The sequence below is a fragment of the Microbacterium immunditiarum genome, assembly GCF_013409785.1.
Lineage (GTDB): Bacteria > Actinomycetota > Actinomycetes > Actinomycetales > Microbacteriaceae > Microbacterium > Microbacterium immunditiarum.
Window position 1 is genome coordinate 1,799,948 of sequence record NZ_JACCBV010000001.1, and the last position, 25,004, is coordinate 1,824,951.

The window sequence follows — 25,004 nt, forward strand, 5'->3', positions numbered from 1 at the left end:
TCTGGCTCGTGTGTGGCGTGCAGAAGTCGACGCCGTCTCGGGCGCAGAGGATGCCCTCCCCATGGCGGCCGTGAATCCCGGGACACTCGAGCTGTCCGAGCCGGGGGTCTCGGTCGTGCACATCGCCGAGCCCGAGCGCGAGCGACTCCGCGCGCAGGCCGCCGAGCTCGGCGGCCGCTCCACGCTGCTGCATTTCTCGGAGCCCGCCGACGCCGTCATCGAGATCACGAAGGCGCACCCCGGCAGTCTGCCGCAGTTCCTCACGGGTCGCTCGACCCTCCTGTCGAACCTGTTCCGCGACGAAGTCGCCCACCGCACGGCGCGCCTGGCCGCCGAGCGCATCACGGCCAAGAGCGTCGAGCTGCGCACCGTGCGCGGCATCGAGTCTGTGCACCTCGCGGTCGGGCTCGCGTCGTGGAGCATCGGGGGCCTGCGCTGCACGGCGCCCGTGCTGTTGCGCCCGCTCTCGATCCGCCGGCACCAGTCCGACATCGAGCTTGCGCTGCGCGGCGGCTCGTTCACCGTCAACCCTGAGCTCGTCCGCGCGATGCGCGAGCACTTCGGCATCCGCATCAACGGCGCCGCGCTCGCGGCGCTCGCGTACGACAACGGCGTGTTCAAGCCGCAGCCGGTGATCGATCGCCTGCGCGAACTGACGGCCGCGATCAACACCTACACGGTGCGTCCGCGCCTCGTCGTGTCGAGCTTCGCCGACGTCGGCGCAGGCGTGGTGCGCGACATCGTCGACCAGGACCACGTCGTGCTCAACGCGCTCGCGGGGCACGAGTCCGACCGCGAGATCTTCGCGACCCGTCGCGCCGCGCCCGCCGTACCGAGCGCGGACGAACGGCCGCCCGCGTCCGACACGCTCATCCTCGACGCCGACGCCGAGCAGGAGGGCGTGCTCGCCCGCATCGCCGACGGGCAGTCGCTCGTCGTGCACACGCTCCCGGGCACGGGTGGCACGCAGACCGTCATCAACGCGATCGGCGCGCTCGTGCGCGACGGCAAGCGCGTGCTCGTCGTGAGCGCCCGTCGCTCGACGCTCGACGGCGTGCGACACCGCCTCTCGAGCATCGGCCTGCCCGGGCTCGCGGTCTCTCCGCGTTCGCTGCAGCGCGACCTCATCCGTGCGATCGGTCGCAACGAGAAGGCGGAGGCGCCGAAGGTCGCCGAGATCGACGACGCGCTCGTGCGCCTGCGCAACGTGCTGCGCGACTACCGCCGGTCGCTGACCGCCACCCACCGCGAGCTCAGCGTATCGATGCTCGACGTCCTCCGTGAGCTCTCGAAACTCACCTCCGGCGAACACCCGCCGTCGACGTCCGCCCGCTTCGACCACCACACGCTCGTCCGAGTGGCGCCCGTGCGCAAGGAGGCGGCCGCGAAGCTCGCCGCCGCCGCGCGGCTGGGCGAGTTCCGCTTCGGCCCGGACGACTCGCCGTGGTACGGCGTGACGTTCGAGACGACGGATGCCGCGCGCGCCTCCCACACGCTCGCGGCGCGCCTGCACAAGCAGGACGTCCCGGGGCTGCTCGAGCGCGCGTACGAGCTCGTCGCCCAGACGCGCATGCGCCCGTTCCACACGATCGCGGAGCTCGGCGCCTATCTGAGGCTGCTGCAGGGCATCCGCGACTCGCTCGACCGGTTCAGCCCGACGGTCTTCGAACGGCCTCTCGCCGAGCTCATCCAGGCCCATGGCCCGCGCCGAGACGCGCCGAACATGACCGGCGCCGGCCGCCGGCGGCTCAAGCGACTGTCGCGCGAGTACGTGCGGCCGGGCGTGCACATCCCCGACATGCACGAGTGGCTCGTGCGCATCCAGAAGCAGCGCACCGATTGGCAGCGCTACGTCGACGCGGGAGTGATCCCCGAGGTTCCGCTCGGCATCGCCGACGTGCACGTCGCGTGGCAGCACGCCGAGGCGGGGCTCGCCGAGCTCGACGCGGTTCTCAGCCGCACGGGCGCCGAGCGCCTCGCGCATCTTCCGATCCCGCGCCTGGTCCGCACGCTCGCAGCTCTCGCCGCCGACTCTCCGGTCTTCGACAACCTCGTGGAGCGCGCGACGCTGCGCGGCGAGCTCGCCGACCTGGGGCTCGAGCCACTCCTCGTCGAGCTCTCCGTGCGGCACGTGCCTGAGTCCGGGGTCGGCGCCGAGCTCGAGTTCGCGTGGTGGCAGTCCGCGCTCGAGCATCTGCTGCGCTCCGACCGCGCGCTGCTCGGCGCGAACACCGCGGTCGTCGATCGTCTGGAGCGCGACTTCCGCCTCGTCGACGAGGCGCATGCCGCGGCATCCGGTCCGCTCCTGGCCGCCCAGCTCGCGACGCAGTGGCGGATCGGCATCGTCGACCTGCCCGACGAGGCCGCCGCGCTCAAGCAGGCGCTCAAGAACGGCATGGGGGAGCCCCGTCGCCTCCTCGCCGTCGCACCGTCGCTCATGCGCGTACTCGCCCCGGTGTGGCTGGCGTCGGCGTACGACGTCCCGCTGATCCCGGCCGAGCCGGAGTTCGACGTCGTCCTGATCGCGGATGCGGCGGCGCTGAGCCTCGCCGAAGCGGCTCCCGCGCTGCGCCGCGCGCGGCAGGTCGTCGCGTTCGGCGACCCCGTGACGCAGAAGCCGACGCCGTTCCGGGTGGCGTCGGATGCGCCGGCCGACGATCTCGGAACGCGCGCCCCGCGCACACCCGACATGACGGATGCCGCGACCGACCTCGACGATGAGTTCGAGTTCGACGATGTGAACGTCTTCGAGCGTCTCGCCGAGCTGCTGCCCGTCGAGACGCTCACCCGCAGTTATCGAGCCGGCGGGGAGGACCTGGCCCAACTGGTCAACGGCGCCTTCTACGGGGGCGAAATCGTGTCGCTGCCGTGGGCCGGGTCCTACCTCGGACGAGGAAGTCTCAGCGTCGACTACGTCGAAGGGGGGACGGGCGCGCCCGACCCCGTCACCGGCGCCGTCGAGAGCCCCGACGCAGAGGTCGCGCGCGTCGTGACGCTCGTCGTCGAGCACGCCGTCAACCGCGCGAGCGAGTCGCTCATGGTCGTGACGGCGAGCACGCGTCACGCCGAGCGGATCCGCGCGGCCGTCGAGGCGGCGTTCGCAGGACGGTGGGATGTGGCGGACTTCGTCTCGCGCGACAGCGCCGAGCCGTTCGCCGTGCTCACGCTCGAGGAGTCGGTCGCCGAGAGCCGCGACCGTGTGATCTTCTCGCTCGGCTTCGGCCTCACCAAGCACGGTCGCGTGCTGAGCGACTTCGGCGACCTCTCGACGCCCGACGGCGAGCGCCTGCTCACTGTCGGCATGACGCGCGCGCGCCGGGCGATGGTCATCGTGTCGTCGATCCGTCCGTCGGCGTTCGACGACGGACGCCTCGAGCACGGGGCGGCGACCCTCATGGCGATCCTCGGCGGAGTCGCGGCGCGCGCTCGCGAGGCGCGCCTCGAAGACCTCGCCGACCCGCTGACGCTCGCCCTCGCGCGAGAGCTGCGCCGCCTCGGCGCCGCCGTCGAGGTGCACTACCGCGGACTCCTGCCGCTCGTCGCGCAGTACGACGGGAAAGCGGTCGTCGTCGAGAGCGACCCCGAGACGATCGGCGAGACGCTGCGCGAATCGCTGCGCCTGCGCCCGCAGATCCTCCGCCGCCTCGGCTGGCACTACGTGAGGGTGCACTCGTTCGACCTGTACAGCGACCCCGCGGCCGTCGCCGCCCGTATCGGCGAGATGCTCGGGATCCCGCCCGAGACGCCGCGCGCCGAGGGCGCCACGCAGCCCATCGACGTCATCGAGTGAGGTTCGATGCCCCCGCGTGAGAGCACGGGTTCCGGCGACGAGAGGCAGCGGGTCGTGCGCGTGCCGGGGCGTCGGCGCGCCAAGCTGACGCCCGCGCCGGGGACGACGAGCGAGCCCGTGCCGACGGACGAGGACGAGACGGATGCCTCGGCCGAGGCATCCGGCTCACGCCCGTCCGGGCCGAACGACGACCGCCTGCGGCGGGACGTGCCGCCGCACTACTGAATCAGGACCGGGTCGGCGGCGCCTGGCTTGCGAGCAGGTCGCGGATCTGGGCGAGCAGCTCCTGCTCGGTCGGCAGCGGCTCCTCTTCGTCCGTGCCGGCGCCGGCCTTCGCGGCCTGACGCTCCTTCCAGCGGTTCATGGGCATCACGAAGACGAAGTAGACGACGATCGCGACGGCGAGGAACGCGATCAGGGCGTTGATGAGATCGCTGACCGGGAACGTGACCGGGCCCCACAGTCCGTTCACCGTGAAGCCGATCTCGCCGTTCGCGTCGGGCTGCCAGAACAGCGCGATCACGGGATTGACGATGGCGGCGACGATCGCGTTCACGACAGCCGTGAACGCGGCGCCGATGACGACCGCGACCGCGAGGTCGATGACGTTGCCGCGGAGGATGAACTCCTTGAAGCCTTTGAACACGTGATGCCTCCTCACTGTCGCCGGCCTCCGCCGGCTACGAGCCCGTGGCGACGGGCGCGGACTTCGACTCAGACTTCGACTCAGACTTCGATGATGTCGAAGTCGCCGCAGCGGTGCCAGACCCCGACTCGGAGGATGATGTCGACGCGGTCTTCTCGGAGGAGCGCGAGTCGGTGCGGTAGAAGCCGGACCCGTTGAAGGTCACGCCGATCGATCCGTACTCCTTGCGCAGGGCGCCGCCGCACGCGGGGCACTCGGTGAGCGAGGGGTCGGAGAAGGACTGCACGGCGTCGAAGCGGTGGTCGCACTGCTTGCAGGCGTAGGCGTAGGTGGGCATGTTCCTCGGTCTTGCTCTCGGATGAGTCTCAGCGCCGCGCGGGTGGTGCGCTCCAACCATTCTCGCATCCGGTTCCGGTCAGTCGGACGGCGTCGGGTGGTGTGCGCACCCGCGGCTTACGCTTGACCGAAGTTGACTATATTCGGTAACCTGCATAATATAGAATGCAGAAACAGGCAACGGAGGCTGTTCCATGAGCTCTTCCACAAGCGAAGTCACCGTCATCGACGGTCTCTCGTTCGTGTCCGACGACGGGTGCTGGGCGATCGACCCCAACGCACGGACGCTTGCCGAGCTCCTTCAGGACGCCGCATCGACGTTCCCCGATGTGGAGGCGTTCGTCGCGGGTGAGGAGCGGCTGACGTTCGGCGAGTGGTGGCGGCGCGCCGGCGCGGTCGCCCGGCAGCTGGCCGACCTGGGTGTGAAGCGCGGCTCCGTTGTCGCCATCTCGCTTCCGCCCTCGCTCGAGTTCGCCGTTGCCTACGCGGCGATCGCCCGCGCGGGCGGCGTCATCACCGGAATGAACCCCCGTCTGGGCTCGCGCGAACTGGATCACATCACAGCGCTCGCCGAGCCGGCGGTGATCATCAGCGGACCCGACCTCGTGGATCGGCTGCCGGAGCCGTACAAGCCCGCCGTGCTGCTCGTCGATGACCTGGCCCAGGAGGGCGATCGCGCGCCGCTGGACGTCGTGGACGTCGACGAGACCGACCCGGCGATCATCGTCTGGACGAGCGGTACGACCGGCCTGCCGAAGGGCGCCTGGTTCGACAACGCGGGACTTCGCGGGTCCGCATACGGATCCTCCGACTTCATCCGCCGCTGGGACCGGCGCCTGCTGCCGCTGGCGTTCGTGCACGGCGGCTTCATGACCAAGGTGTGGGAGTGCGTCGCGAGCGGCACGACGACGGTCATCACGCCCGTGCCGTGGCGCGCGAACGAGATGCTCGATCTGCTCGAGCGCGAGCGCATCACTGTCGCCACCGGTGCGCCGACCCAGTGGGAGCGGCTCGTGGCGCTGCCCGACGTCGCCGAGCGCGATCTGTCGGCCTTCCGCCTCGCGATCACCGCGACGGCACCGGCGAGCCCGGAGCTCATCAAGAAGATGCAGTCCGTCCTCGGCGTCCGCGTCGCGGTGCGCTTCGGGAGCAGCGAGTCCGGCCCGGGCACGGGGACGCGCGAAGAGGACGAGCCGGAGGTCATGGCGTCCACTCTCGGTCGGCCCCTCCCCGGCGCCGAGGTCAGCATCGTCGACGACGAAGGGAACGTCGTGGGTCCGGACGTCATCGGGGCGATCCGGCTCCGCCACCCCGGCTGCATGCGAGGCTACTGGCGCGATCCGGAGGAGACCGCCAAGGCGCTCGACACGGACGGCTGGCTCCGCACCGGCGACCTCGGGTACATCCGCGAGGACGGGAACCTCGTCCTGAGCGGACGGGCCTCCGACCTCTACATCCGCGGCGGCTACAACGTCTACCCGCGCGAGATCGAGCTCGCGCTCCTCGAGAGCGACATCGTGGCGGATGTCGCGGTCGTGGGCGTCCCGGCGAAGCAGGTCGGAGAGAAGGGGGTCGCCTTCATCGTTCCCACCGACCCGGCTGCGGCGCCGAGCCTCGACGACATCCGCGCGAATCTGCGGGGCCGCATCGCGGACTACAAGGTCCCCGAGGCCATCCGGATCGTCGATGAGCTTCCGCTGACCGCCTTCATGAAGGTCGATCGCAAGCGGATCAAGGAGCTGGCGCTGGAGACGTTCCCCGATCTCTGACCCGGACGGCGAGTCACATCGAACAACCCCACTTCCACGAACGTGTACGAAACGGAGAGAACATGAGCTTGCTGGCCGGAAAGGTCGCATTGGTCACGGGTGCCGGCCATGGCATCGGGCGCGGACACGCGCTCGAGCTCGCCAAGCACGGCGCGAAGGTCGTCGTGAACGACCTCGGCGGCACCGTCAACGGCGAGGGGAGGGGCCGCGACGCCGACGTCGTCGTGGACCTGATCCGCGCGCGCGGCGGCGAGGCGATCGCGGACTACGGCGACGTCGGAGACGAGGGCGACGCCCAGGCGATGATCCAGCGCGCGATCGCCGAGTTCGGACAGCTCGACATCGTCGTCAACAACGCCGGCATCGTCCGCGACCGCGTCGTGTGGAAGATGACCCCCGACGACTTCGACCTCGTCATGCGGGTCCACGTCCGCGGCACGTGGCTCCTGTCCCACTTCGCAGCTCTGCATTGGCGCGAGCGTGCGGCCGCGGGGGAGCGCCTCTCGGCCCGCATCATCAACACGACGTCGGGCGCGGGCCTGCTGGGCAACTTCGGTCAGTCCAACTACGCGGCCGCGAAGGCCGCCATCGCGGGGATGACTCTGACCCTCAGCCTCGAGCTGGCGAAGATCGGCGTGACCGTGAACTGCATCGCGCCGGCCGGCAACACCCGCATCACCGCGACCCTCGGCAGCGAGGCGCCGCGCGTGCGCGAGGCGGACGAGTACGCGCCGGACGAGTACCACCCGATGGATCCGTCGATCAGCTCACCCGTCGTCGCGTGGCTCGCGAGCGACGAGGCCGCGTACGTCAACGGCCAGGTGATCCGGGCGGTCGGCGAGGACCTGCAGGTCCTGCAGCCGTGGTCCCCGGCCTCGTCCATCTGCGGCGGTGGCAAGCGCTGGGATGCCTCGACGCTGGGTCTTCGCTTCGGACGCGAGCTCTACCGCTCGCAGGCAAGAGGGGTGGTTATCGGATGACCATGAGCGAACAGCTCACCGCGGCTCCCGCTGAGGGCGGTGCCGCCGGATCGCGACCGAAGATCGAGATCACCGATCTGAGTCTCACGTTCGGCAGCGGTCCCTCGGCCGTGCACGCGCTCGGCCCGCTGAGCCTGACCGTCGGCGACGGCGAGTTCCTCTCCGTCGTAGGCCCGTCCGGCTGCGGCAAGTCGACGCTGACCAAGATCATCGCGGGGCTCATCGAGCCGACCGGCGGCGAGGTGAAGATCAATCTCGCCGGAACCTCGATCGCTCCGATCGCCACGGTCTTCCAGGACTACGGGATCTTCCCGTGGAAGACGGTGCTGTCCAACGTCGAGTTCGGTCTGACCGTCAACGGGATCACCGGCTCCGAGGCGACGGATCGCGCCGAGATGTGGATCAAGAAGCTCGGGCTCGCCGGCTTCGAGAAGCGCTACCCCTCGAGCCTCTCGGGCGGCATGCAGCAGCGCGTCTCGATCGCGCGCGCCCTCGCCGTCGACCCCGAGATCCTCCTCATGGACGAGCCGTTCGCCTCGCTCGACGCCCAGCTGCGCGAGATCCTCCAGGAGGAGCTCATCCGGCTGCATGAGACGGCCGGCCGCACGGTCCTGTTCGTCACCCACAGCCTGGAAGAGGCCCTCGTGCTGGGCGACAGGGTGCTGGTGCTCACCGCCCGGCCCGGAAACCTCCTCGATCTGAAGACGGTTCCGTTCGGTCGCCCCCGCACCGCCGGAGTCCGCGAGTCCGCAGAATTCGGTGCGATGAGGCTCGCGCTCTGGGAGCACCTCAGAGATCAGGTTCAGATCGGCGCGCCCGAGGCAGGAGCAGCGAAGTGACCGCCACGCAGACGGGTGCATACACCCTCATCCGCAAGAACCGCGTCCCGCTGGAGAGCCGTGCGGCTCGCCACCGTCGCCGGCGGCGATTCGAGATCGCGCTGGGAATCGCGGTTCCGGCGTTTCTCATCGGGCTGTGGGAGGTGTCGGCGCAGCTGGGCTGGATCAACTCCCAGTTCTTCCCGGCCCCCTCGGCGAGCATCATCCGCGGATGGGAGATGGTCCTCGAGGGGCGGCTCACGTCCGACATCGCGGACACGTCGTATCGCGTGCTGCTCGGCTTCTTCATCGGCAGCACGATCGGCTTCGTCGGCGGCGTCGCGATGGGGATGTCGCGCATCATCCGCAAGGCTCTCGAGCCCATGCTCAGCGCCATCTACACCGTGCCCAAGCTCGCGATCCTGCCGATCTTCCTCACGATCTTCGGCTTCTCGGATGCTCCGATCATCGCGATCGTGAGCGTGACGGTCTTCTTCTACGTCTGGATCTACACGATGGAGGCGGTCGTCGCGATCCCGAAGGGGTACATCGACGCGGCCAGCTCGTTCCGTGTGCGCGGGTGGGCGATGTTCCGTCACGTCATCCTGCCGGCCAGCCTTCCCTCGGTGATGGTGGCTCTGCGCATCGCGGTCGGTGTCGCGCTGCTGGTGACCATCGCCTCGGAGTTCATCGTGGGCGGGTCCGGCGTGGGATACCTCATCTTCAACGCGCGGTCGCTGTTCCGCCTCGAGGAGGCCTACGCGGGCATCGTCACCGCGGCCCTGCTCGGCGTGGTGATGCAGGGCCTGATCACCGTGATCGGACACCGCGTGACGCCCTGGGTGGTGCGGGGCGACGCCAAGATCGGCGGCCTGTGAGCCGTTGCAAGAACCCGGGTCGGAAACCCGTTCCCCGGTAGTGAAAAACGACAACTATCGAAGGAGATAGACGATATGACGCAGTCCCGAGACGCTCGCTGGGCAGCGGGCGCCATCAAGCTCGGCGCCGTCCTCGTGGCGGGCGGGCTCGTGCTGAGCGGATGCGCGAGCGCCGCTCCCGCATCCGAGCCGACCTCCGACACCCCTGCGGCGCAGGTCGGCGGCCTCGACCCGCAGCCGCTCGCGGAGCGGACGACGATCACGGTCAACACCGCGGCGCGTGTCGAGTCGTTCAGCCCGCTCTTCCTCGCCTTCGACAAGGGCGAGTTCGAGAAGGAGAACCTCGACATCCAGTTCACGGAGCTGGCCGGTGCCGACGCTCTGCCCGGGCTGGGTCAGAACCAGATCCAGGTGATCGCGACGCCGCCGAGCGGCGCGGTGTTCAACGCCATCAGCGAAGGCATCGACATGCGTGCGGTCATGCCGTGCTACCTCGAGAACGAGGACCGCTGGTGGGTCCGCAAGGAGTTCGCGGACAAGGGCGCCGACGCGCTCAAGGGACAGGCCGTCGCGAACACGACGGGCCCCTCGGGATCGTCGATCCTGGGTCTGGACACCTACCTCCAGGAGGAGGGCGTGGAGGTCAAGGAGGTCACGGTCGAGCGCTTCCCGCCGGCCGACGTGCCCCAGGCGCTGATCCAGGGCGCCGTGGCCGCCGCGTACGTGCCCGAGCCGGGTGCTCGCATCGTCGAGGAGTCCGGCCTCGCCGTGGCCGTGGACACGATGCCGAAGAATGGCGGAAGCTCGCAGTGCACGTATCTGTTCGGCCCCGACCTCCTCGATGAGCGTCCGGAGGTCGGCCAGGCCTTCATCCGCGCCGTCGCGCGCACCATGCGGGACTACCTCTCGGGCGACTACAAGAGCGACCCGCAGACGGTGAAGGACCTGGCTGCCGCTCTCAAGCGCACCGAGGACGAGATCAAGGCCACGCCGTCGCTCACCTTCGACCCCGAGGCGGCGTTCGACCCGGGACTGTACACGCGTCTGCAGGGCCTCTGGATGGAGATCGGCGGAATCCTCTCCTACGAGGAGCCCCTCGAGGTCTCCGACATGATCGACGAGCGCTTCGTCGACGCACTGCAGAACTGAACCCGATGCGGTGTGGGGTTTTCGTCGGCCCCACACCGCATCGCCCGACAGCGAGCCGGAGGAGGAGAACCCGTGACCGCAGGAGTGACCCGCTATGACCTGCCCCTCGTCGACGTGGACACGTCGTCCTGGTGGTCGGCCGTGGCCGAAGGGCGCTTGCTCATCGAGACCTGCACGACGTGCGGCCATGCGTACCTGTATCCGCGGCGCATGTGCCCGTCGTGCTGGAGCCCCGAGGTGCAGCTCGTGGAGGTGTCCGGGCGAGGCACGGTGTACACCTCCGCGATCGTGCGGATGAACGATCTTTCGCCGTTCAAGGACTGGGTTCCCTACGCGCTCGCGATGGTCGAACTCGAAGAAGGGCAGCGGCTGATGACGAACGTCGTCGGCATCGCTCCCGAGGAAGTGCGCATCGGGATGCCCGTGCGCTTCGAACCACGGGACCTGGCGGACGGAATCGCTGCCCCGGTCTTCGTCCCTATCCCGGAGGGGGATGTCCGTCATGGCTGACACGAACCAACCCGCGCCGTCGAAGATCGGCGCGCCGATCGACTTCATCGTCGAGCGCGGCGCGGTCGAGCGCTTCGCCGCCGCTGCGCAGTCGACGTCACCGGAGCACCGCGGCGACGACGCCATCATCCACCCGACGTTCCTGATGTCGGTCGCGCAGTGGATGAACCCCGAGGACCGGGTCCAGACCGGATTCGATCGGGCGCGCGTGCTGCACGGCTCGCAGGAGTTCCGCTACGTCGGGGAGCCGCCTCGGGCCGGCGCCCGGCTGACCGCCCAGGAGCGCATCGTCGACCGGTTCGAGAAGGAAGGGCGACGCGGCGGCCTCATGAGGTTCGCCGTCGTGGAGACGGAGTTCCGCGACGCCCACTCCCGCGACCTCGTCGCGTCCATGCGCATGACGGTCATCGAAAGGGCGGCATCATGACGATCGCAGAGACCTCACCCGTGGGCACCGAACTCGCGACGCGGACCTTCGGCCCCATCACCGCGCAGATGCTCGTGCGGTACTCCGGAGTGTCGGGCGACCTCAACCCGATCCACTACGACCACACTTTCGCGACGTCGGCCGGCTATCGCGGCGTCTTCTCGCAGGGCATGCACCACGCTGCGCTGATGGCGAGCTACGTCTCGGATCTGCTCGGACCCGCCAACATGCGCGGATTCCTCGTGAAGTTCCACGACCAGGTCTGGCTCGGCGACGTCCTCCGCTGCAGCGGGAAGATCGTCGGCATCGAGTCCGGTGAGGACGCTGACGCGCCGCTCGTGAAGATCGCGCTGTCGATGACCGCCCAGGACGACCGCGTCGTCCTCACCGGTGAGGCGACGGGACTCCTTCGCGACGCCGCCGTGTTCGAGTCGGACCGATGAGCGAGCACGCGCGCTCGACAGGCCCGGCCTCGCGGATCGGGCCGGACGACGGGTGGCGCGGCCGGTGCTTCGAGGACTTCCTGCCGGGCGATGTGATCTACCACCCGCTGGGCAAAACCGTCACCGAGACGGACAACCAGTGGTTCACGCTCCTGACGCAGAACACCGCGAAGCTGCACTTCGACAGAGAGGCGGCCGCACGGACCGCGTTCGGCCGACCCCTCGTCAACTCGACCTACGTCCTGGCGCTCGTCACCGGGCAGACGGTGATCGACCTGTCGTTCAACGTCAAGGCGAACCTCGGCTGGGACGAGGTCCGGCTCCCCGCCCCGGTGTTCGAGGGCGACACCCTGTACGCGCGATCCAAGGTCCTGGAGACGCGTGCCTCCGCGTCGCACCCCGACGCGGGAATCGTGACCGTCGCCTCGGAGGGGTACAACCAGGACGGTGTCGTGGTGATCAGCTTCCGTCGCACGTTCATGGTCTATCGGCGCGGACATGTTCCCGCGGGCGGACCCGTCCGCCCCGACGAGTCGAGCCTGCCGGCCGTGCCGGGGGAGACCCATGGGTGACATGTCTGCGCTGTCCGGCGCCCGGTCGTGGCTCTTCGTGCCGGCGGACCGTCCGGAGCGGTTCGATCGCGCCGTCGGCAGCGGCGCCGACGTCGTCATCGTGGACCTCGAGGACGCCGTCGCCGTGGAGAACAAGGAGCACGGGCGGCGGGCGCTCGTCGCGGCTCTCGAGAGCGGTCTGCGCTGCGTCGTCCGCGTGAGCCCGCTGGGCACGTCCGCGGGCGCTCGGGACCTCGAAGTGCTCGTCGGTGCTCGCGCGCGCCCGATCGGCGTCATGCTGGCGAAGTGCGAGAACGCGGATGACGCGGAGCATGTCGCTGCGCGCCTGGACGTTCCCGTCATCGCCCTCATCGAGTCGGCTCTCGGGGTCGAGTCCGCGGTGTCGATCGCACAGAGCTCCGCCGTGGTCCAGCTCGCTCTCGGTCCGCTCGACCTGGCACTGGATCTGGATGCCGAGGTGTCGGAGACCGTCCTCGGACCGGTTCGATCGCGTCTCGTCATCGCGTCACGCGCGGCGGGCATCGCGGGGCCGCTCGACGGGCCGGAGACCGAGGTCCGCGAACTCGGGGTCGTGCAGGAGCGCGCCATCGCCGCGCGTGCGGCCGGAATGGCGGGCAAGCTCTGCATCCATCCCGCGCAGGTACCGGTGGTAGCCCGCGCGTTCGAGCCGTCCGCCGAGGAGATCGCCTTCGCTCGCCGCGTGATGGGGGTCGCCGATTCCGGCGGGGCCCATCTCATCGACGGGGTCATGGTGGATCTGCCCGTGGTCGAGCGGGCTCGCCGCGTCCTCGCGCGAGCGCGTGGGGGCGCGGCATCCGTTCCCCGACGAGGACGGGTCTCATGACCGCGGGACCGCTCGAGGGGATCACCGTCGTCGCGCTCGAGCAGGCTGTCGCGGCGCCGTTCGCGACGCGCCAGCTCGCTGATCTCGGAGCGCGTGTGATCAAGGTCGAGCGCCCCGAGGGCGACTTCGCGCGGGATTACGACGACGCCGTGAACGGTATGTCGAGCTACTTCGTCTGGCTGAACCGGTCGAAGGAGTCGGTCGTGCTCGACCTCAAGACCCCCGAGGGCATCGAGGCGATGCGTGGGCTTCTCGCCCGCGCGGACGTCTTCGTGCAGAACCTCGGCCCCGGGGCCGCGGAGCGTCTCTCCCTCGGCTATGAGGACGCGAAAGAGCTCAACCCCCGGCTCGTGTACACCTCGATCTCGGGGTACGGCGCCGGAGGCCCCTACTCGTCCCGGAAGGCGTACGACCTGCTGATCCAGTGCGAGACCGGCCTGCTGTCCGTGACGGGCTCGCCGGATGCCCCGGCGAAGGTCGGCATCTCGATCGCCGACATCGCCGCCGGCATGTACGCCTACTCGGGCACGCTCTCCGCCCTCATGCAGCGCGCTCGGACCGGAGAAGGACAGCGCGTGGACGTCTCGATGCTCGAGGCGCTCGGCGAGTGGATGGGCGCCCCGTACCTGTACACGCTGTACGGCGGGCGGCCGCCGGCGCGTACCGGCGCCGCCCACGCCACCATCGCCCCATACGGCCCGTACGACTGCTCAGACGGCACGGTCTACTTCGCCGTCCAGAACGACCGCGAGTGGCAGCGCTTCTGCGCCGAGGTCCTCGAGGACCCCGCGGTCGCCGTCGATCCCCGATTCGCGACGAGCAGCGCGCGCGTCGCGGCGCGGGCGGCCTTGGACGCCATCATCGGGGAAGTCTGCGCCCGGATGACCCGCGAGGAGCTGCTGCGGCGGCTCGAGTGCGCGAAGATCGCCAACGCCGAGCTTCGCGACATGGGAGGCTTCGCAGCCCACCCTCAGCTGGACGCCCGCGACCGGTGGCGGCTGGTCGACTCGCCGGTGGGACAGGTGCGCACGATGCTTCCGCCCGTGACGGCGGAGTGGGAGCACGCGATGGGCGCCGTTCCGGCGCTGGGCGCGTCGACCGAGCGCGTCCTGCAGGAATTCGGATTGAACGGGTTTCCGGCGAGTTATCCACATGAGGGTGACGAGACGCGCCAGAATCGCGAAAATAGAATATAGGCGTAACTGGCGATGAGTCAGGGATTCGGAGAATCGAGCATGGTGTATGCGGAGACGCGGCCTCGCCCGCAGCTGAGCGAGGAAGCGGCGTCCTACGTCCGCGATCAGATCACGTCGGGGACGCTCGCCCCGGGCACCCCGGTGCGCCCCGAGGTCATCGCGGCCGAGCTCGGAATCTCCTCCACCCCCGCGCGCGAGGCGCTCCAATCGCTGCGGGCGGAGGGCTTCCTCGACCTGGCTCCGCGGCGGGGCTTCACCGTCGCCCGGCTCACTGGCGACGACATCCGCGACATCTACCTCGTGCAGGCGTGGGTCGCGAGCGAACTCGCGGCGCGAGCGGCCAAGCGAGGCGATGCCGCCGTGATCGGTCGACTCGAGGAGATCCACGCCGACCTCATCAGGGCGGCGGAGGTCGGTGATCTGGAGCAGGTCGAGCGGATGAACCACCGGTTCCACCGCCAGATCAACCTGGCATCCGGGTCTCCCAAGCTCGCCTGGGTGATGCAGATCGTGTCCCGGTACGCCCCTCGCCGGTTCTATGCCTCGATCGAGGGCTGGTCGGAGGCGACGGTGGGGGACCACACCGAAATCCTCGACGCCATCCGCGCCGGTGACCCGGAGCTCGCCCGCGCGAGGATGCACGAGCACACGCTGGCCGCCGGCCGCCTTCTGGCCTCGCGGGTGGAGGCGCGGCAGCGCGATTCGGACGTCTGATCGTCCCCGTGTAGCGCTGCAGGCCCCAGTCCCATCCATTGAGGTGCTCCCTTGCCCTACATAATATATTTTGTCTAGAATGTTCCGTATTATGCACGCTGGTGTGAGAACCGGGAAGAGGTAGGCCGCAATGATGCACCTGTCGGAGGACGAGCAGTACTTCGTCAAAGTGGTCCGCGAGTTCGTCGACCGCGCGGTGCGACCGAACGTGCGCCGGGTCGAGCGGGCGAACGAATACCCGGAGTCGTGGATCGACCAGATGAAGGAACTCGGCATCTTCGGCCTCGCCGTGCCGGAGGAGTTCGGCGGCATGGAAGTCTCCGCTCCCGGGTACGTCGCGATCACCGAGGAGCTCGCGCGAGGGTGGATGACGCTGGCCGGGGCGATGGGGGGTCACACCGTCGTCGCGAAGCTGCTCGCGCAGTACGGCACGGATGCGCAGAAGGAGCGGTACCTGCCGCGCATGGCCACTGGTGAGATCCGGGCCACGATGGCGCTCACCGAGCCGGGCGGCGGGTCCGATCTGCAGGCGATGCGGACGGTCGCGCGGCGCGACGGCGACGAGCTCGTCATCAACGGCGCGAAGATGTGGATCTCGAACGCCCGCCGGTCCGGTCTGATCGCACTCCTCTGCAAGACGGATCCGGATGCATCGCCCGCGTACCGCGGAATCTCGATCGTGCTCGTCGAACACGGTCCAGGCCTCACCGTCTCGGAGGATCTGCCGAAGCTCGGCTACAAGGGCGTCGAGGCGTGCGAGCTCTCCTTCCAGGACTACCGCATCGACGCCTCTGCGATCCTGGGCGGGACGCCCGGCGAAGGGTTCCGCCAGATGATGCGCGGCCTCGAGACCGGGCGGCTCAACGTCGCCGCGCGCGCGGTCGGCGTCGCGCAGGCGGCCCTCGAGTCAGCCCTCGGCTACGCGCAGGAGCGCGAGTCGTTCGGAGAGCCGATCTGGAAGCACCAGGCGGTCGGCCATCACCTGGCCGACATGGCGACCAAGACCGAAGCAGCACGCCAGCTGCTCCGCTACGCGGCCGAGACCTACGACACGGGCGCGCGCAGCGACATGGAAGCCGGAATGGCCAAGCTGTTCGCCTCGGAGACGGCGATGGAAGTAGCCCTCTCCGCGCTGCGGATCCACGGCGGCAACGGCTACTCCACGGAGTACGACGTCGAGCGCTACTTCCGTGACGCCCCGCTCATGATCGTGGGCGAGGGCACGAACGAGATCCAGCGGAACGTGATCGCGACCCAGCTGGTCGGCCGCAGCAGCTGATCCCGACCCCCACGAAGGAGACCATCAATGGAGATGACGCAACAGGCGGCGAAGCCCGAGTTCGCCGCATCCGGCCTGTACATCGACGGCACGTGGCGCGCGAGCGTCACCGGCCGCACAGCCGAGGTGCGCTCGCCGTACGACGGCACGCTCGTGGCGGTCGTCGCAAAAGCGTCGGCGGAGGACGTCTCCGACGCCGTCGGCGCGGCGCTGGCCGCGCACCGGGCGGGCGCGCTCCCGCTGCACGAGCGGATCGCGATCCTCGACCGCGCAGCCGCGCTCCTACGCCAACGTGCGGACGAATTCGCCCGTGCGATCGCGCTCGAGTCGGCCAAGCCCATCAAGACGGCGGCGGGGGAGGTCGCCCGTGCGATCGACACGATGGTCTTCACCGCGGCCGAGGCACGCACCCATCAGGGCACGACCGTGCCGATGGAGGCCGTCGCCTCGGGGGCAGGGAAGATCGGATTCACCCTCCGCGTGCCGGTCGGAGTCGTCGCCGCGATCGCGCCGTTCAACTTCCCGCTGAACCTCGTCGTGCACAAGATCGCGCCGGCGATCGCCGTCGGGTGCGCGACGGTGCTGAAGCCGGCGTCGCAGACTCCTGTCGCATCGCTTCTGCTGGCGCAGCTGCTCGAGGACGCCGGTCTGCCGGCCGGCTGGCTGAACGTCGTCACCGGTTCCGGTGATGAGGTCGGCACGGCGCTGAGCACGCATCCGGATGTCGCGTACATCACCTTCACGGGGTCGCCGACCGTCGGGTGGGGCATCGCCGCGGCCGCCGCCAAGAAGAAGGTGCGCCTCGAGCTCGGGTCGAACGCCCCGCTCATCATCGACGAGGGGGCCGACTGGGCCGCCGCGGCGGATGCAGCGGCGATGGGCGGATACGCGCAGGCCGGTCAGTCGTGTGTGTCCACGCAGCGCATCTTCGTGCACCGATCGCACGTCGACGACTTCACCGCGCGGCTCCGTGAGCGGGTGGAGGCGCTCGTCGTGGGGCATCCGCTGGACGCTTCCGTCGACGTGTCGGCGGTGATCAGCCTGCCGGAGGCCGAACGCATCAGCTCGTGGATCGACGAGGCGGTCGCCGGCGGAGCGACGATGATCGTGGGCGGCGCGCGCGAGGGCGCGGTCGTGCGCCCGACGATCCTGCGCGACGTCGAGGCCGCAATGAAGGTGCAGTGCCAGGAGGTCTTCGGCCCGGTCGTGACGATCGTCGCCTTCGATGATTTCGCGGATGCTGTCGCGCAGGCCAACGCGTCGCCCTTCGGTCTCAACGCGGGCGTGTTCACCGACGACATCGGGAACGCGCTCTACGCGGCACGGACGCTCGACTTCGGAAGCGTCTACATCAACGACTCCCCGACGACCCGCGTCGACCACCAGCCCTACGGCGGCGTGAAGGACTCCGGGAACACCCGGGAGGGTCCTCGCTACGCGATGGAGGAGATGACCGAGATGCGACTCGTCACCCTCCGCACGACTCGCTGATCCGACGAGCGGACGGAACGGAAAGGACAGGGAAATGGGCAGCAGGATGACGATCGTCGCGAGCCATGCGCCGGGCATGGATCGTGACGTCGAAGGGAAGATCGGCCAGACCTTCCGCGCCGGCGTCGCCGAAGCGCGCCGGCGCGTGGTGGAGTTCGACCCCGAGATCGTGGTGGTCTTCGGCGGCGACCACCGGCGCGCCTTCGCCAAGGTGGCGCCGTCGTTCGCGGTGGCGTACACGGCGGGGCTCCTGCCGGAGGGCGGTCATCCGGCGAGCACGCTCAACGTGCCGACCGCGGTCGCGCGAGAGCTGGCGTTCGCGCTCGTCGCGGCGGACTTCGACATCTCGGTCTGCCGTGATGTCGACCTCGACCACGCGTTCGGCCAGCCGCTGCACCACTACGTGGCGAATCCGGATGCGGTCGAGGTGGTCCCCGCGCCGATCAACTGCGCGAGCCCGCCGCTGCCGAGCGCCGCCCGGGCGCTGGAGTTCGGGCGCAAGGTGGGCGAGTTCTTCACGACGATCGACAAGCGGGTGCTGTTCATCGGCACGGGTGGTCTTTCGCACTCGCCGCCGAGCCTCCTCGACGAGCGGCACGACAAGACCGAGGAGGAGCGGCGCGCCCAGATCCTCGCGGGATACGAGGAAGCCGCCAAGGCGATCAAGCCCGAGTGGGATCGCGCGTTCATGGCCGCCATGCAGGAGTGGGACGAAGCAGCCCTCATCCAGCTCGCGGACCGGGCGACCGAGGACGCGGGCGTCGGCGCGAACGAGGTGCGCACGTGGCTCGCGGCCGGCGCGGCCGGCGGCGGACGGCCGGTGGAGGCCCTCGCGTACGAGCCGGTCCCCGAGTGGGTCACCGGCATGGGCGTCGGTGCCGGCGCGCCCATCGCCCACTGAGCACGACGAAGAGGATTGAGATGACCGACTACACCAGCATCTGGATGATGCTCGCCGAGCAGGAGTTCACCCAGTCGTGGCGTGACATCGACGGTGTGCGCACGCGCATCGTCACGGCCGGTGACCCCGCCGCTCAGCCGGTCGTGCTGCTGCACGGCACCGGAGGGCACTGGGAGACGTTCGCGCCCACGCTCGGCGCGCTGAGCGATCGCTACTTCTGCATCGCGTTCGACATGGTGGGCAACGGCTTCACGGACAAGCCCGACACCCCCTATGAGATCCCCGTGTACATGGAGCACGTGCGTGGGGTCATGGCGGCCCACGGCGTCTCGCACGCCCACTTCGTCGGGATGTCGCTCGGCGCCTGGGTGGCGTCGTCGATCGCCGTGTTCCATCCCGAGCTGGTCGACAAGCTCGTTCTCATGTCGCCGGCCGGTCTCATCGCGACCCAGGAGAACATGGCGCGCATCCGCGCCGAGCGCACACGCGCGGTCGAGAATCCCGACTGGGACTCGATCAAGGCGATGTTCGACAACCTCATCGCCGACGAGTCCCGTCGCCTTCCCGACCTGATCGGCCTGCGCCAGGCGATCTACCGCCGCGCAGACACCTACGCGACCATCGACCACCTCCTCGCCCTCCAGGACGCGGAGACCCGTCAGCGCAACCTGCTGGCTCCGGACCAATGGCGTCAGATCCAGGCGCCCACGATGGTCGTGGCATCCGGAAAGGACCACGGCGAGTATCAGAGCACGGCTCACCAGGTCGCCGCGCTCATCCCGGACTCGACGGTCTTCGGGATGCCGGGGGTCCGGCACTGGCCGCACTTCGAGGACCCCGAGCTGTTCAACCCGGCCCTCGTCGAGTTCCTCGGCGGCGATCGGTGATCGACGCGCGACGTGCGGACGAGATCGCACAGGAACTGATCCACGCGCGCAGGGACGTGCGCACCGTCCCGCAGCTCTCGCTGCGGTACCCCGACATGACGGTCGCCGACGCCTACGCCATCCAGGCGTCCTGGCTGCGGAAGATGCGCGAGGCCGGTCACTCGCTCGTCGGCCGGAAGGTCGGGCTCACGTCGATGCCGATGCAGCGCGCGATGAGCATCGACGAGCCCGACTACGGCGTGATCACCGACGACATGGTCTTCGAGGACGGGGGCGACGTGCCGGCATCCGTCTTCTCGTACCCCCGTGTCGAGGTCGAGCTCGCGTACGTGCTGCGCGGCCGGCTGTCGGGTCCCGGCGTGACCGAGGAGGACGTGCTGCGCGCGACGGAGAGCATCGTGCCGGCCATCGAGATCCTGGACAGCCGCATCGACATGAAGGATGCCGCGACCGGGCACCTCCGCACGATCATCGACACGGTCTCGGACAACGCCGCCGACGCGGGGATGGTGCTCGGAAGCGGTCGGCTGGCACCGGAGGACTTCACGGCGCGCAGGGTCAGCGCGGTGCTGCGGGTCAACGGCGTCATCGAGGAGACCGGCGTCGCCAGCGCGGTGCTCGGCGACCCGACCCGTGCGGTCGCGTGGCTCGCGAACAAGCTGAGCGAGTACGGCCAGTCGATCGAGGCGGGGGAGATCGTCCTCTCTGGCGCGTTCTCGCAGTCGATCCCCGTGCGCGCGGGTGACGATGTGCACGCGGACTTCGCGGAGCTCGGGACGGTCTCATGCCGGTTCTGCTGAGCGAGTTCGCCGAGAGGCAGGTCAACACGACCGCCGAGCAGTGGCGCGCGCGCCTCGCCGCGGGGGAGCCGGTGTTCGGTCTGTGGGTCGCGTCCGGCTCGGCGACCGCTGCGGAGATCCTCGGGGGGTCCGGGGCCGACTGGATCATCATCGACTGCGAGCACTCGGCCAACCACGGCCCGGCAGTCATCGAGCAGCTTCGCGCTCTCTCGCTCTCGCCGGCACTGTGCGTCGTGCGCCCGTCGTCGAAGGAGCCCGCGGAACTGGGTCGGATGCTCGACGCCGGAGCCGGCGGATTGATGGCCCCCATGGTCGAGTCCGTCTCGGAGGCGGAGGAGGTCGTCGCGGCGACCCGGTACGCGCCCGTGGGCAGGCGGGGCGTGGGCGGCGGATTCGCGCGGGCCGCCCGCTGGGCGCACATCGCCGACTACCTGCCGAATGCGGAGCGGACGTTCTCGCTGATCGTGCAGGTCGAGTCGGCGGCCGGTCTCGCGGTGGCGGGAGACATCGCGACGGTGCCCGGCGTCGACGCGGTCTTCATCGGCCCGGCGGATCTGGCGGCGTCGCTCGGCTACCCGGGGCAGGCGCGGCATCCGGTCGTCCAGGCCGCGATCGACGGCGCGATCCGGGCGGTGCGAGCGGCCGGCGCAGTGGCGGGCGTGAACGCGTTCGCGTTCGAGGACGCCGAACGCTATCGCGCGGCGGGCGCGCAGCTCCTCGCGGTGGGCGCCGACGTGACGATCTTGATGACAGAGGGCGCGGGAGCGATCTCGAGGCACCGTGCGGCGGCGGCATCCGAAGCCGTCCCGTCCAAATGAGAGAGGGAGCAATGATTACGAGAGAGTGCGATGTCGTCATCGTGGGCGCCGGCCCCGCCGGTGTGACCGCCGCGGCGCTGCTCGCCGAGTCCGGGGTCAGCACGATCGTGCTGGACCGCGAGCCGGACATCATCCAGGAGCCCCGCGCGGTCGGCATCGACGATGAGGCGCTGCGAACCCTCCAGTCGTTCGGCATGGCCGAGGCCGTGCTCGAGAACGCTGTCCGCAACGCGCCGATCCGGTACTACGACTCCCGCGGGCGACTGCTCGCCCACGTCGCACCTAGCGCGCAGCCCTACGGCTGGCCGCGGCGCAACCTGTTCTTCCAGCCGAACCTCGAAGAGACCCTCCGGAAGCACCTCGCGACGCGCAGCGAGGCGGAGCTGATCACATCGTGCGAGGCCGTCTCGCTGTCGCAGGACGAGGACGGAGTCTCGGTGATCGCCGAGCACAACGGCGAGCGGATGCTCATCCGCGCGCCGTACGCGATCGGCGCCGACGGCGGAAAGAGCTTCGTCCGCCAGGTGATCGGGGTCGAGATGGAGGGCGACACCGCGCCGATGAAGTGGCTGGTCGTCGACATCGCCCCCGACACGTGGGACGCCCCGTACTCCGCAGTCTTCACGTCCCCGCGGCGCCCGGCGATGACCATACCGCTTCCGTTCGGCTACCGCCGCTTCGAGTTCAAGATCCTCGACGGCGAGGACCCCGAGACCATGGCCGAGCCCGCGTCGGTGGAGAAGCTGCTCGAGCCGTTCTACAAGGGCGCACCGGTCCCGCCGGCGCAGCGGCGGCGTGTCTACTGGCACCACTCGCGCACCGCGAGCACCTTCCAGGTGGGGCGGGTCTTCCTCGTCGGCGACGCGGCACACCTGCAGCCGCCGTTCTTCGGCCAGGGCATGAACTCCGGTATGCGCGACGTCACCAACCTGGCGTGGAAGCTGGCGTTCGTGTGCCGCGGCCTGGCGGACCCCGTGCTGCTGGACACCTATGACGCCGAGCGCCGCGAGACCGCGAAGGACATGGTGCAGTTCGCCACCGGGGTCGGCCGGCTCTATCACCCGCGCAGCCGCTTCACCGAGGTGATCCGCAACGCGCTGTTCCGTGGGGCGCAGCGGATCCCGGGCGGTCATGAGTACATCGTCCAGATGAAGTACAAGCCCGTCCCCCGCTACCGTGAGGGATTCGTGTCGGCGTCGGCCGCGGAGATCAAGGACAAGCGGTCGTTGGTCGGCCGGGCCTTCCCACAGCCGAGGGTGCAGCGCCCGGACGGTACGCGTGATCGCCTCGACGACGTCCTCGGGCACCGCATCGTCGTGCTGGGCGTCGTGCCGGGTGTCGCCGAGGCGATCGGTCCCGACCTGCTCGCCTCGCTCCGGGCGCACGGCGGAGTCGTCGTCCAGACGCACGTCATGCCCGTCTACCGGCGCGCCGGGCAGTTCGACCCCACGAAGCGCGGCTCCGACAACGACGGCATCGAGGACGTGTACGACTTCGACGGCGGCATCCGCGATCTCGCGCTCGCGCGCCCGCGCGACCAGGTGTACGTGATCCGCCCCGATCGCTACGTCGCGGCGGCCTGCACGACTGACGAGGTCAACGAAGTGCTGTCAGAGTTGCTGGATCGACTCGTGACGAGGCGATGACGGCTTCAGGGAGGCGGAGATGAGTGCCACGCAGATGCAGCTGGGCGATGTGGCGGTGTCGATCGAGGACGGCATCGCGACGCTGACGCTCGACCGGCGGCCGCACAATGCCATCACCACCGAGACGGCCGTGGCCCTCGCGGAGTTCTTCCGCTCGGCCGCGGAGCGATCCGACGTCCGCGTGGTGCTGCTGACCGCCGCGGGTCCGATCTTCTGCGCGGGTGCGGACATCGGCGACATGAGCGGCATCGCCGAACGGACGACGCTCGACTACCGCAACGGGTACACCGCCCACACGAAGCTCTTCGAGGCGATGTGGGAGACGGAGGTGCCCGTCATCAGCGCGGTCGGCGGGAAGGTCGCGGGGATCGGATGGATGCTCGCGCTCCTTGCCGACCTCGTGGTCGCCGACCAGGACGTCCGCTGGACGCACACCTTCACGCGCCGGGGAATGGTTCCTCACGCGGGCGACCCGTACTTCCTGACACGTCTCATCCCGTTCCGTCGCCTGATGGAGATCTCCCTCCTGTCGGACGGCGTCTCGGGGAGCACGCTCGAGGAGTGGGGCATCGTCAACCGCGCCGTCCCGGCGGACGCGGTCGTCGCGACCGCGCGGGAGCTCGCCGAGCGGCTCGCGGTAGGACCGACCCGAAGCCTCGGGATGACCAAACAGCTCTACCGCCGCGCCCTCGATCTGCCGATCCAGGCGGCTCTGACGGACGAGCGGGCATCCGTGGCGCTCATCGCGACGACGCACGACCGGGCCGAGGGACTGGCCGCCTTCGTCGAGGGGCGCCCGCCCGTCTTCCTCGGCCGGTGACGACGACAGGACATGAGAAGGGACGCGAGATGAACAGGCGCGTTGCGATTGCCGGCGTGGGGTTGTCGGAGTCGGGGGCGGTGCCCCAGTTCTCCCCATACGAGCTGCTGGCCCGCGCCTCGAGGAACGCCCTCGCCGAGACCGGGCTCACGCCCGCGGACATCGACGGATTCGCGACGACGGAGATGGGCATCCTTCCTCCGATCGAGGTCGCCGAGTATCTGGGCCTGCGCCCGACCTGGGTGGACGGCACCGGTGTCGGCGGCAGCACGTGGGAGGTCATGGCGGCGCACGCGGTCGACGCGATCGCGGCCGGCCGCGCGGATGTGGTCCTCCTCGCGTACGGCTCGTCGTCACGATCCGACGTCAAGAAGGGATTGCGGTCGGCGAACAAGTCCTTCGGCGCGCGGGGCCCCGCCCAGTTCGAGGCTCCCTTCGGGGCGACGGTCGCGGCCCGCTACGCCATGGCGGCCAATCGCCACATGCACCAGTACGGCACGACCGTCGACCAGCTCGCGACGGTGGCCGTCGAGGCCCGGCGGTTCGCCCACCTGAACCCCGCCGCGGAGCGGCAGGAGCTCATCTCGCTCGAGGACGTGCACGCCGCGCGCATGATCTCGGATCCGTTCACGGCGCTCCACTGCTGCCTCCGCTCGGACGGCGGGGCCGCGGTGATCCTCGTCGCGGAGGATCGACTCGCCGATCTGCCCACGAAGCCGGTCTTCGTGCTCGGCTCGTCGGAGGCGACCTCCCACTCGACGATGAGCGAGTGGGACGACTTCACCGTCACCCCCGCCGCGGTGACGGGGCCCAGGGCGTTCGCGCAAGCCGGCATCCGGCCCGATGAGATCGATGTCTGCCAGATCTACGACGCCTTCACCTACTCGGTGGTCGTGACGCTCGAGGATCTCGGCTTCTGCGCGAAGGGCGAGGGCGGCCGCTTCATCACGGACGTCGGCATCGGTCCCGGCGGCGGACTCCCCGTCAACACCGACGGCGGTGGGCTGGCCGCGTGCCATCCCGGCATGCGCGGACTCTTCCTGCTGGTCGAGGCCGTCCGCCAGCTCCGCGGCGAGGGCGGTCCGCGCCAGGTCGAGGATGCCGAGCTCGCGTGCGTGAGCGGGATGGGCGGGTGGTTCTCCTCGTCGGGGACGATGATCCTCGGTCGCGGCTGACGACGCCGGACCCGCTGACAAACCTGTTCCAGCACAGCAGAGAGGGGCTCCACCGCACGGGTGCGGTGGAGCCCCTCGTGATGTCGGCCATCGGAGATGGCCGACCTCGACGGCG

General features: G+C 69.8%; 25 protein-coding genes. 23 read left to right on the forward strand and 2 right to left on the reverse strand.

Annotated features, from left to right (window positions below):
• Positions 1-61: 61 nt before the first annotated feature.
• Positions 62-3,790 (forward strand): ATP-binding protein, encoded by a 3,729-nt coding sequence (locus tag BJ991_RS08300; protein WP_179492620.1) that lies wholly within the window; start codon positions 62-64, stop codon positions 3,788-3,790.
• A 6-nt stretch (positions 3,791-3,796) separates the two neighbouring features.
• Positions 3,797-4,015 (forward strand): hypothetical protein, encoded by a 219-nt coding sequence (locus BJ991_RS08305; protein ID WP_179489109.1) that lies wholly within the window; start codon positions 3,797-3,799, stop codon positions 4,013-4,015.
• Between the two features lies 1 nt (position 4,016).
• Here the strand turns inward: BJ991_RS08305 and mscL are convergent, their stop codons facing one another.
• Both mscL and BJ991_RS08315 read right to left on the reverse strand, forming a co-directional pair.
• Complete coding sequence (gene mscL, locus BJ991_RS08310; protein WP_179489110.1) at positions 4,017-4,436, reverse strand: large conductance mechanosensitive channel protein MscL; 420 nt, start codon at positions 4,434-4,436, stop codon at positions 4,017-4,019.
• A 34-nt stretch (positions 4,437-4,470) separates the two neighbouring features.
• The gene (locus BJ991_RS08315) at positions 4,471-4,773 is read right to left on the reverse strand and encodes an FmdB family zinc ribbon protein (protein ID WP_179489112.1); all 303 of its coding nucleotides are present in this window, start codon (positions 4,771-4,773) and stop codon (positions 4,471-4,473) included.
• A gap of 193 nt (positions 4,774-4,966) precedes the next feature.
• Between BJ991_RS08315 and BJ991_RS08320 the strand changes: the two genes are divergently transcribed.
• From BJ991_RS08320 to BJ991_RS08420, 21 genes are all read left to right on the forward strand, one after another.
• Entirely contained in the window at positions 4,967-6,541 is a 1,575-nt protein-coding gene (locus BJ991_RS08320) for a class I adenylate-forming enzyme family protein (protein ID WP_179489114.1), read from the forward strand.
• 62 nt (positions 6,542-6,603) lie between these two features.
• On the forward strand, positions 6,604-7,521 hold the full coding sequence (locus BJ991_RS08325; RefSeq protein ID WP_179489116.1) for an SDR family NAD(P)-dependent oxidoreductase: 918 nt from the start codon (positions 6,604-6,606) through the stop codon (positions 7,519-7,521).
• 2 nt (positions 7,522-7,523) lie between these two features.
• Entirely contained in the window at positions 7,524-8,360 is an 837-nt protein-coding gene (locus tag BJ991_RS08330) for an ABC transporter ATP-binding protein (protein ID WP_218852903.1), read from the forward strand.
• On the forward strand, positions 8,357-9,217 hold the full coding sequence (locus BJ991_RS18400) for an ABC transporter permease subunit (RefSeq protein ID WP_179489120.1): 861 nt from the start codon (positions 8,357-8,359) through the stop codon (positions 9,215-9,217). The genes BJ991_RS08330 and BJ991_RS18400 overlap by 4 nt, the downstream gene beginning before the upstream one ends.
• A gap of 75 nt (positions 9,218-9,292) precedes the next feature.
• Positions 9,293-10,366: an ABC transporter substrate-binding protein gene (locus BJ991_RS08340; protein ID WP_179489122.1), complete on the forward strand. Its 1,074-nt coding sequence runs from the start codon at positions 9,293-9,295 to the stop codon at positions 10,364-10,366.
• Positions 10,367-10,438: 72 nt separating this feature from the next.
• Positions 10,439-10,876, forward strand: coding sequence for a Zn-ribbon domain-containing OB-fold protein (locus BJ991_RS08345; RefSeq protein ID WP_218852904.1), 438 nt, complete (start codon positions 10,439-10,441; stop codon positions 10,874-10,876).
• On the forward strand, positions 10,869-11,303 hold the full coding sequence (locus BJ991_RS08350) for an FAS1-like dehydratase domain-containing protein (protein WP_218852905.1): 435 nt from the start codon (positions 10,869-10,871) through the stop codon (positions 11,301-11,303). Before BJ991_RS08345 ends, BJ991_RS08350 begins: the two co-directional genes overlap by 8 nt.
• Complete coding sequence (locus BJ991_RS08355) at positions 11,300-11,746, forward strand: MaoC family dehydratase (RefSeq protein WP_179489126.1); 447 nt, start codon at positions 11,300-11,302, stop codon at positions 11,744-11,746. Before BJ991_RS08350 ends, BJ991_RS08355 begins: the two co-directional genes overlap by 4 nt.
• Complete coding sequence (locus tag BJ991_RS08360) at positions 11,743-12,318, forward strand: MaoC family dehydratase (protein ID WP_179489128.1); 576 nt, start codon at positions 11,743-11,745, stop codon at positions 12,316-12,318. Before BJ991_RS08355 ends, BJ991_RS08360 begins: the two co-directional genes overlap by 4 nt.
• Positions 12,311-13,162, forward strand: a complete 852-nt coding sequence (locus tag BJ991_RS08365) for an HpcH/HpaI aldolase/citrate lyase family protein (protein WP_218852906.1) — start codon at positions 12,311-12,313, stop codon at positions 13,160-13,162. The genes BJ991_RS08360 and BJ991_RS08365 overlap by 8 nt, the downstream gene beginning before the upstream one ends.
• The gene (locus BJ991_RS08370; protein ID WP_179489130.1) at positions 13,159-14,358 is read left to right on the forward strand and encodes a CaiB/BaiF CoA transferase family protein; all 1,200 of its coding nucleotides are present in this window, start codon (positions 13,159-13,161) and stop codon (positions 14,356-14,358) included. Before BJ991_RS08365 ends, BJ991_RS08370 begins: the two co-directional genes overlap by 4 nt.
• A gap of 39 nt (positions 14,359-14,397) precedes the next feature.
• A complete protein-coding gene (locus tag BJ991_RS08375; RefSeq protein WP_179489132.1) occupies positions 14,398-15,072 on the forward strand; it encodes a GntR family transcriptional regulator in 675 nt (224 codons plus the stop codon).
• A 130-nt stretch (positions 15,073-15,202) separates the two neighbouring features.
• Entirely contained in the window at positions 15,203-16,351 is a 1,149-nt protein-coding gene (locus tag BJ991_RS08380) for an acyl-CoA dehydrogenase family protein (protein ID WP_179489134.1), read from the forward strand.
• A gap of 27 nt (positions 16,352-16,378) precedes the next feature.
• Positions 16,379-17,842, forward strand: a complete 1,464-nt coding sequence (locus BJ991_RS08385) for an aldehyde dehydrogenase family protein (RefSeq protein WP_218852907.1) — start codon at positions 16,379-16,381, stop codon at positions 17,840-17,842.
• 34 nt (positions 17,843-17,876) lie between these two features.
• Positions 17,877-18,743: a 3-carboxyethylcatechol 2,3-dioxygenase gene (locus tag BJ991_RS08390; protein WP_218852908.1), complete on the forward strand. Its 867-nt coding sequence runs from the start codon at positions 17,877-17,879 to the stop codon at positions 18,741-18,743.
• A gap of 20 nt (positions 18,744-18,763) precedes the next feature.
• Positions 18,764-19,630, forward strand: a complete 867-nt coding sequence (locus BJ991_RS08395; protein WP_179489136.1) for an alpha/beta fold hydrolase — start codon at positions 18,764-18,766, stop codon at positions 19,628-19,630.
• Positions 19,627-20,430: a fumarylacetoacetate hydrolase family protein gene (locus BJ991_RS08400; RefSeq protein ID WP_179489138.1), complete on the forward strand. Its 804-nt coding sequence runs from the start codon at positions 19,627-19,629 to the stop codon at positions 20,428-20,430. Before BJ991_RS08395 ends, BJ991_RS08400 begins: the two co-directional genes overlap by 4 nt.
• The gene (locus BJ991_RS08405; RefSeq protein ID WP_179489140.1) at positions 20,415-21,248 is read left to right on the forward strand and encodes an HpcH/HpaI aldolase family protein; all 834 of its coding nucleotides are present in this window, start codon (positions 20,415-20,417) and stop codon (positions 21,246-21,248) included. The genes BJ991_RS08400 and BJ991_RS08405 overlap by 16 nt, the downstream gene beginning before the upstream one ends.
• A gap of 11 nt (positions 21,249-21,259) precedes the next feature.
• The gene (locus BJ991_RS08410; protein WP_218852909.1) at positions 21,260-22,894 is read left to right on the forward strand and encodes a bifunctional 3-(3-hydroxy-phenyl)propionate/3-hydroxycinnamic acid hydroxylase; all 1,635 of its coding nucleotides are present in this window, start codon (positions 21,260-21,262) and stop codon (positions 22,892-22,894) included.
• 19 nt (positions 22,895-22,913) lie between these two features.
• Positions 22,914-23,714, forward strand: a complete 801-nt coding sequence (locus tag BJ991_RS08415; protein WP_179489142.1) for an enoyl-CoA hydratase/isomerase family protein — start codon at positions 22,914-22,916, stop codon at positions 23,712-23,714.
• A gap of 29 nt (positions 23,715-23,743) precedes the next feature.
• Positions 23,744-24,889 (forward strand): acetyl-CoA acetyltransferase, encoded by a 1,146-nt coding sequence (locus BJ991_RS08420; protein WP_179489143.1) that lies wholly within the window; start codon positions 23,744-23,746, stop codon positions 24,887-24,889.
• Positions 24,890-25,004 lie beyond the last annotated feature (115 nt).

Bases quoted from the DNA above. Each gene is read 5' to 3' on its own strand.
- BJ991_RS08320 (WP_179489114.1), top strand. From the start codon at position 4,967: ATGAGCTCTTCCACAAGCGAAGTCACCGTCATCGACGGTCTCTCGTTC.
- BJ991_RS08370 (WP_179489130.1), top strand. From the start codon at position 13,159: ATGACCGCGGGACCGCTCGAGGGGATCACCGTCGTCGCGCTCGAGCAG.
- BJ991_RS08405 (WP_179489140.1), top strand. From the start codon at position 20,415: ATGCCGGTTCTGCTGAGCGAGTTCGCCGAGAGGCAGGTCAACACGACC.
- BJ991_RS08365 (WP_218852906.1), top strand. From the start codon at position 12,311: ATGGGTGACATGTCTGCGCTGTCCGGCGCCCGGTCGTGGCTCTTCGTG.
- BJ991_RS08420 (WP_179489143.1), top strand. From the start codon at position 23,744: ATGAACAGGCGCGTTGCGATTGCCGGCGTGGGGTTGTCGGAGTCGGGG.
- BJ991_RS08385 (WP_218852907.1), top strand. From the start codon at position 16,379: ATGGAGATGACGCAACAGGCGGCGAAGCCCGAGTTCGCCGCATCCGGC.
- BJ991_RS08360 (WP_179489128.1), top strand. From the start codon at position 11,743: ATGAGCGAGCACGCGCGCTCGACAGGCCCGGCCTCGCGGATCGGGCCG.
- BJ991_RS08340 (WP_179489122.1), top strand. From the start codon at position 9,293: ATGACGCAGTCCCGAGACGCTCGCTGGGCAGCGGGCGCCATCAAGCTC.
- BJ991_RS08380 (WP_179489134.1), top strand. From the start codon at position 15,203: ATGATGCACCTGTCGGAGGACGAGCAGTACTTCGTCAAAGTGGTCCGC.
- BJ991_RS08355 (WP_179489126.1), top strand. From the start codon at position 11,300: ATGACGATCGCAGAGACCTCACCCGTGGGCACCGAACTCGCGACGCGG.
- BJ991_RS08330 (WP_218852903.1), top strand. From the start codon at position 7,524: ATGAGCGAACAGCTCACCGCGGCTCCCGCTGAGGGCGGTGCCGCCGGA.
- BJ991_RS08415 (WP_179489142.1), top strand. From the start codon at position 22,914: ATGAGTGCCACGCAGATGCAGCTGGGCGATGTGGCGGTGTCGATCGAG.
- BJ991_RS08325 (WP_179489116.1), top strand. From the start codon at position 6,604: ATGAGCTTGCTGGCCGGAAAGGTCGCATTGGTCACGGGTGCCGGCCAT.
- BJ991_RS08390 (WP_218852908.1), top strand. From the start codon at position 17,877: ATGGGCAGCAGGATGACGATCGTCGCGAGCCATGCGCCGGGCATGGAT.
- BJ991_RS08305 (WP_179489109.1), top strand. From the start codon at position 3,797: ATGCCCCCGCGTGAGAGCACGGGTTCCGGCGACGAGAGGCAGCGGGTC.
- BJ991_RS08350 (WP_218852905.1), top strand. From the start codon at position 10,869: ATGGCTGACACGAACCAACCCGCGCCGTCGAAGATCGGCGCGCCGATC.
- BJ991_RS08395 (WP_179489136.1), top strand. From the start codon at position 18,764: ATGACCGACTACACCAGCATCTGGATGATGCTCGCCGAGCAGGAGTTC.
- BJ991_RS08315 (WP_179489112.1), bottom strand. From the start codon at position 4,773: ATGCCCACCTACGCCTACGCCTGCAAGCAGTGCGACCACCGCTTCGAC.
- BJ991_RS08410 (WP_218852909.1), top strand. From the start codon at position 21,260: ATGATTACGAGAGAGTGCGATGTCGTCATCGTGGGCGCCGGCCCCGCC.
- BJ991_RS08375 (WP_179489132.1), top strand. From the start codon at position 14,398: ATGGTGTATGCGGAGACGCGGCCTCGCCCGCAGCTGAGCGAGGAAGCG.
- BJ991_RS08300 (WP_179492620.1), top strand. From the start codon at position 62: ATGGCGGCCGTGAATCCCGGGACACTCGAGCTGTCCGAGCCGGGGGTC.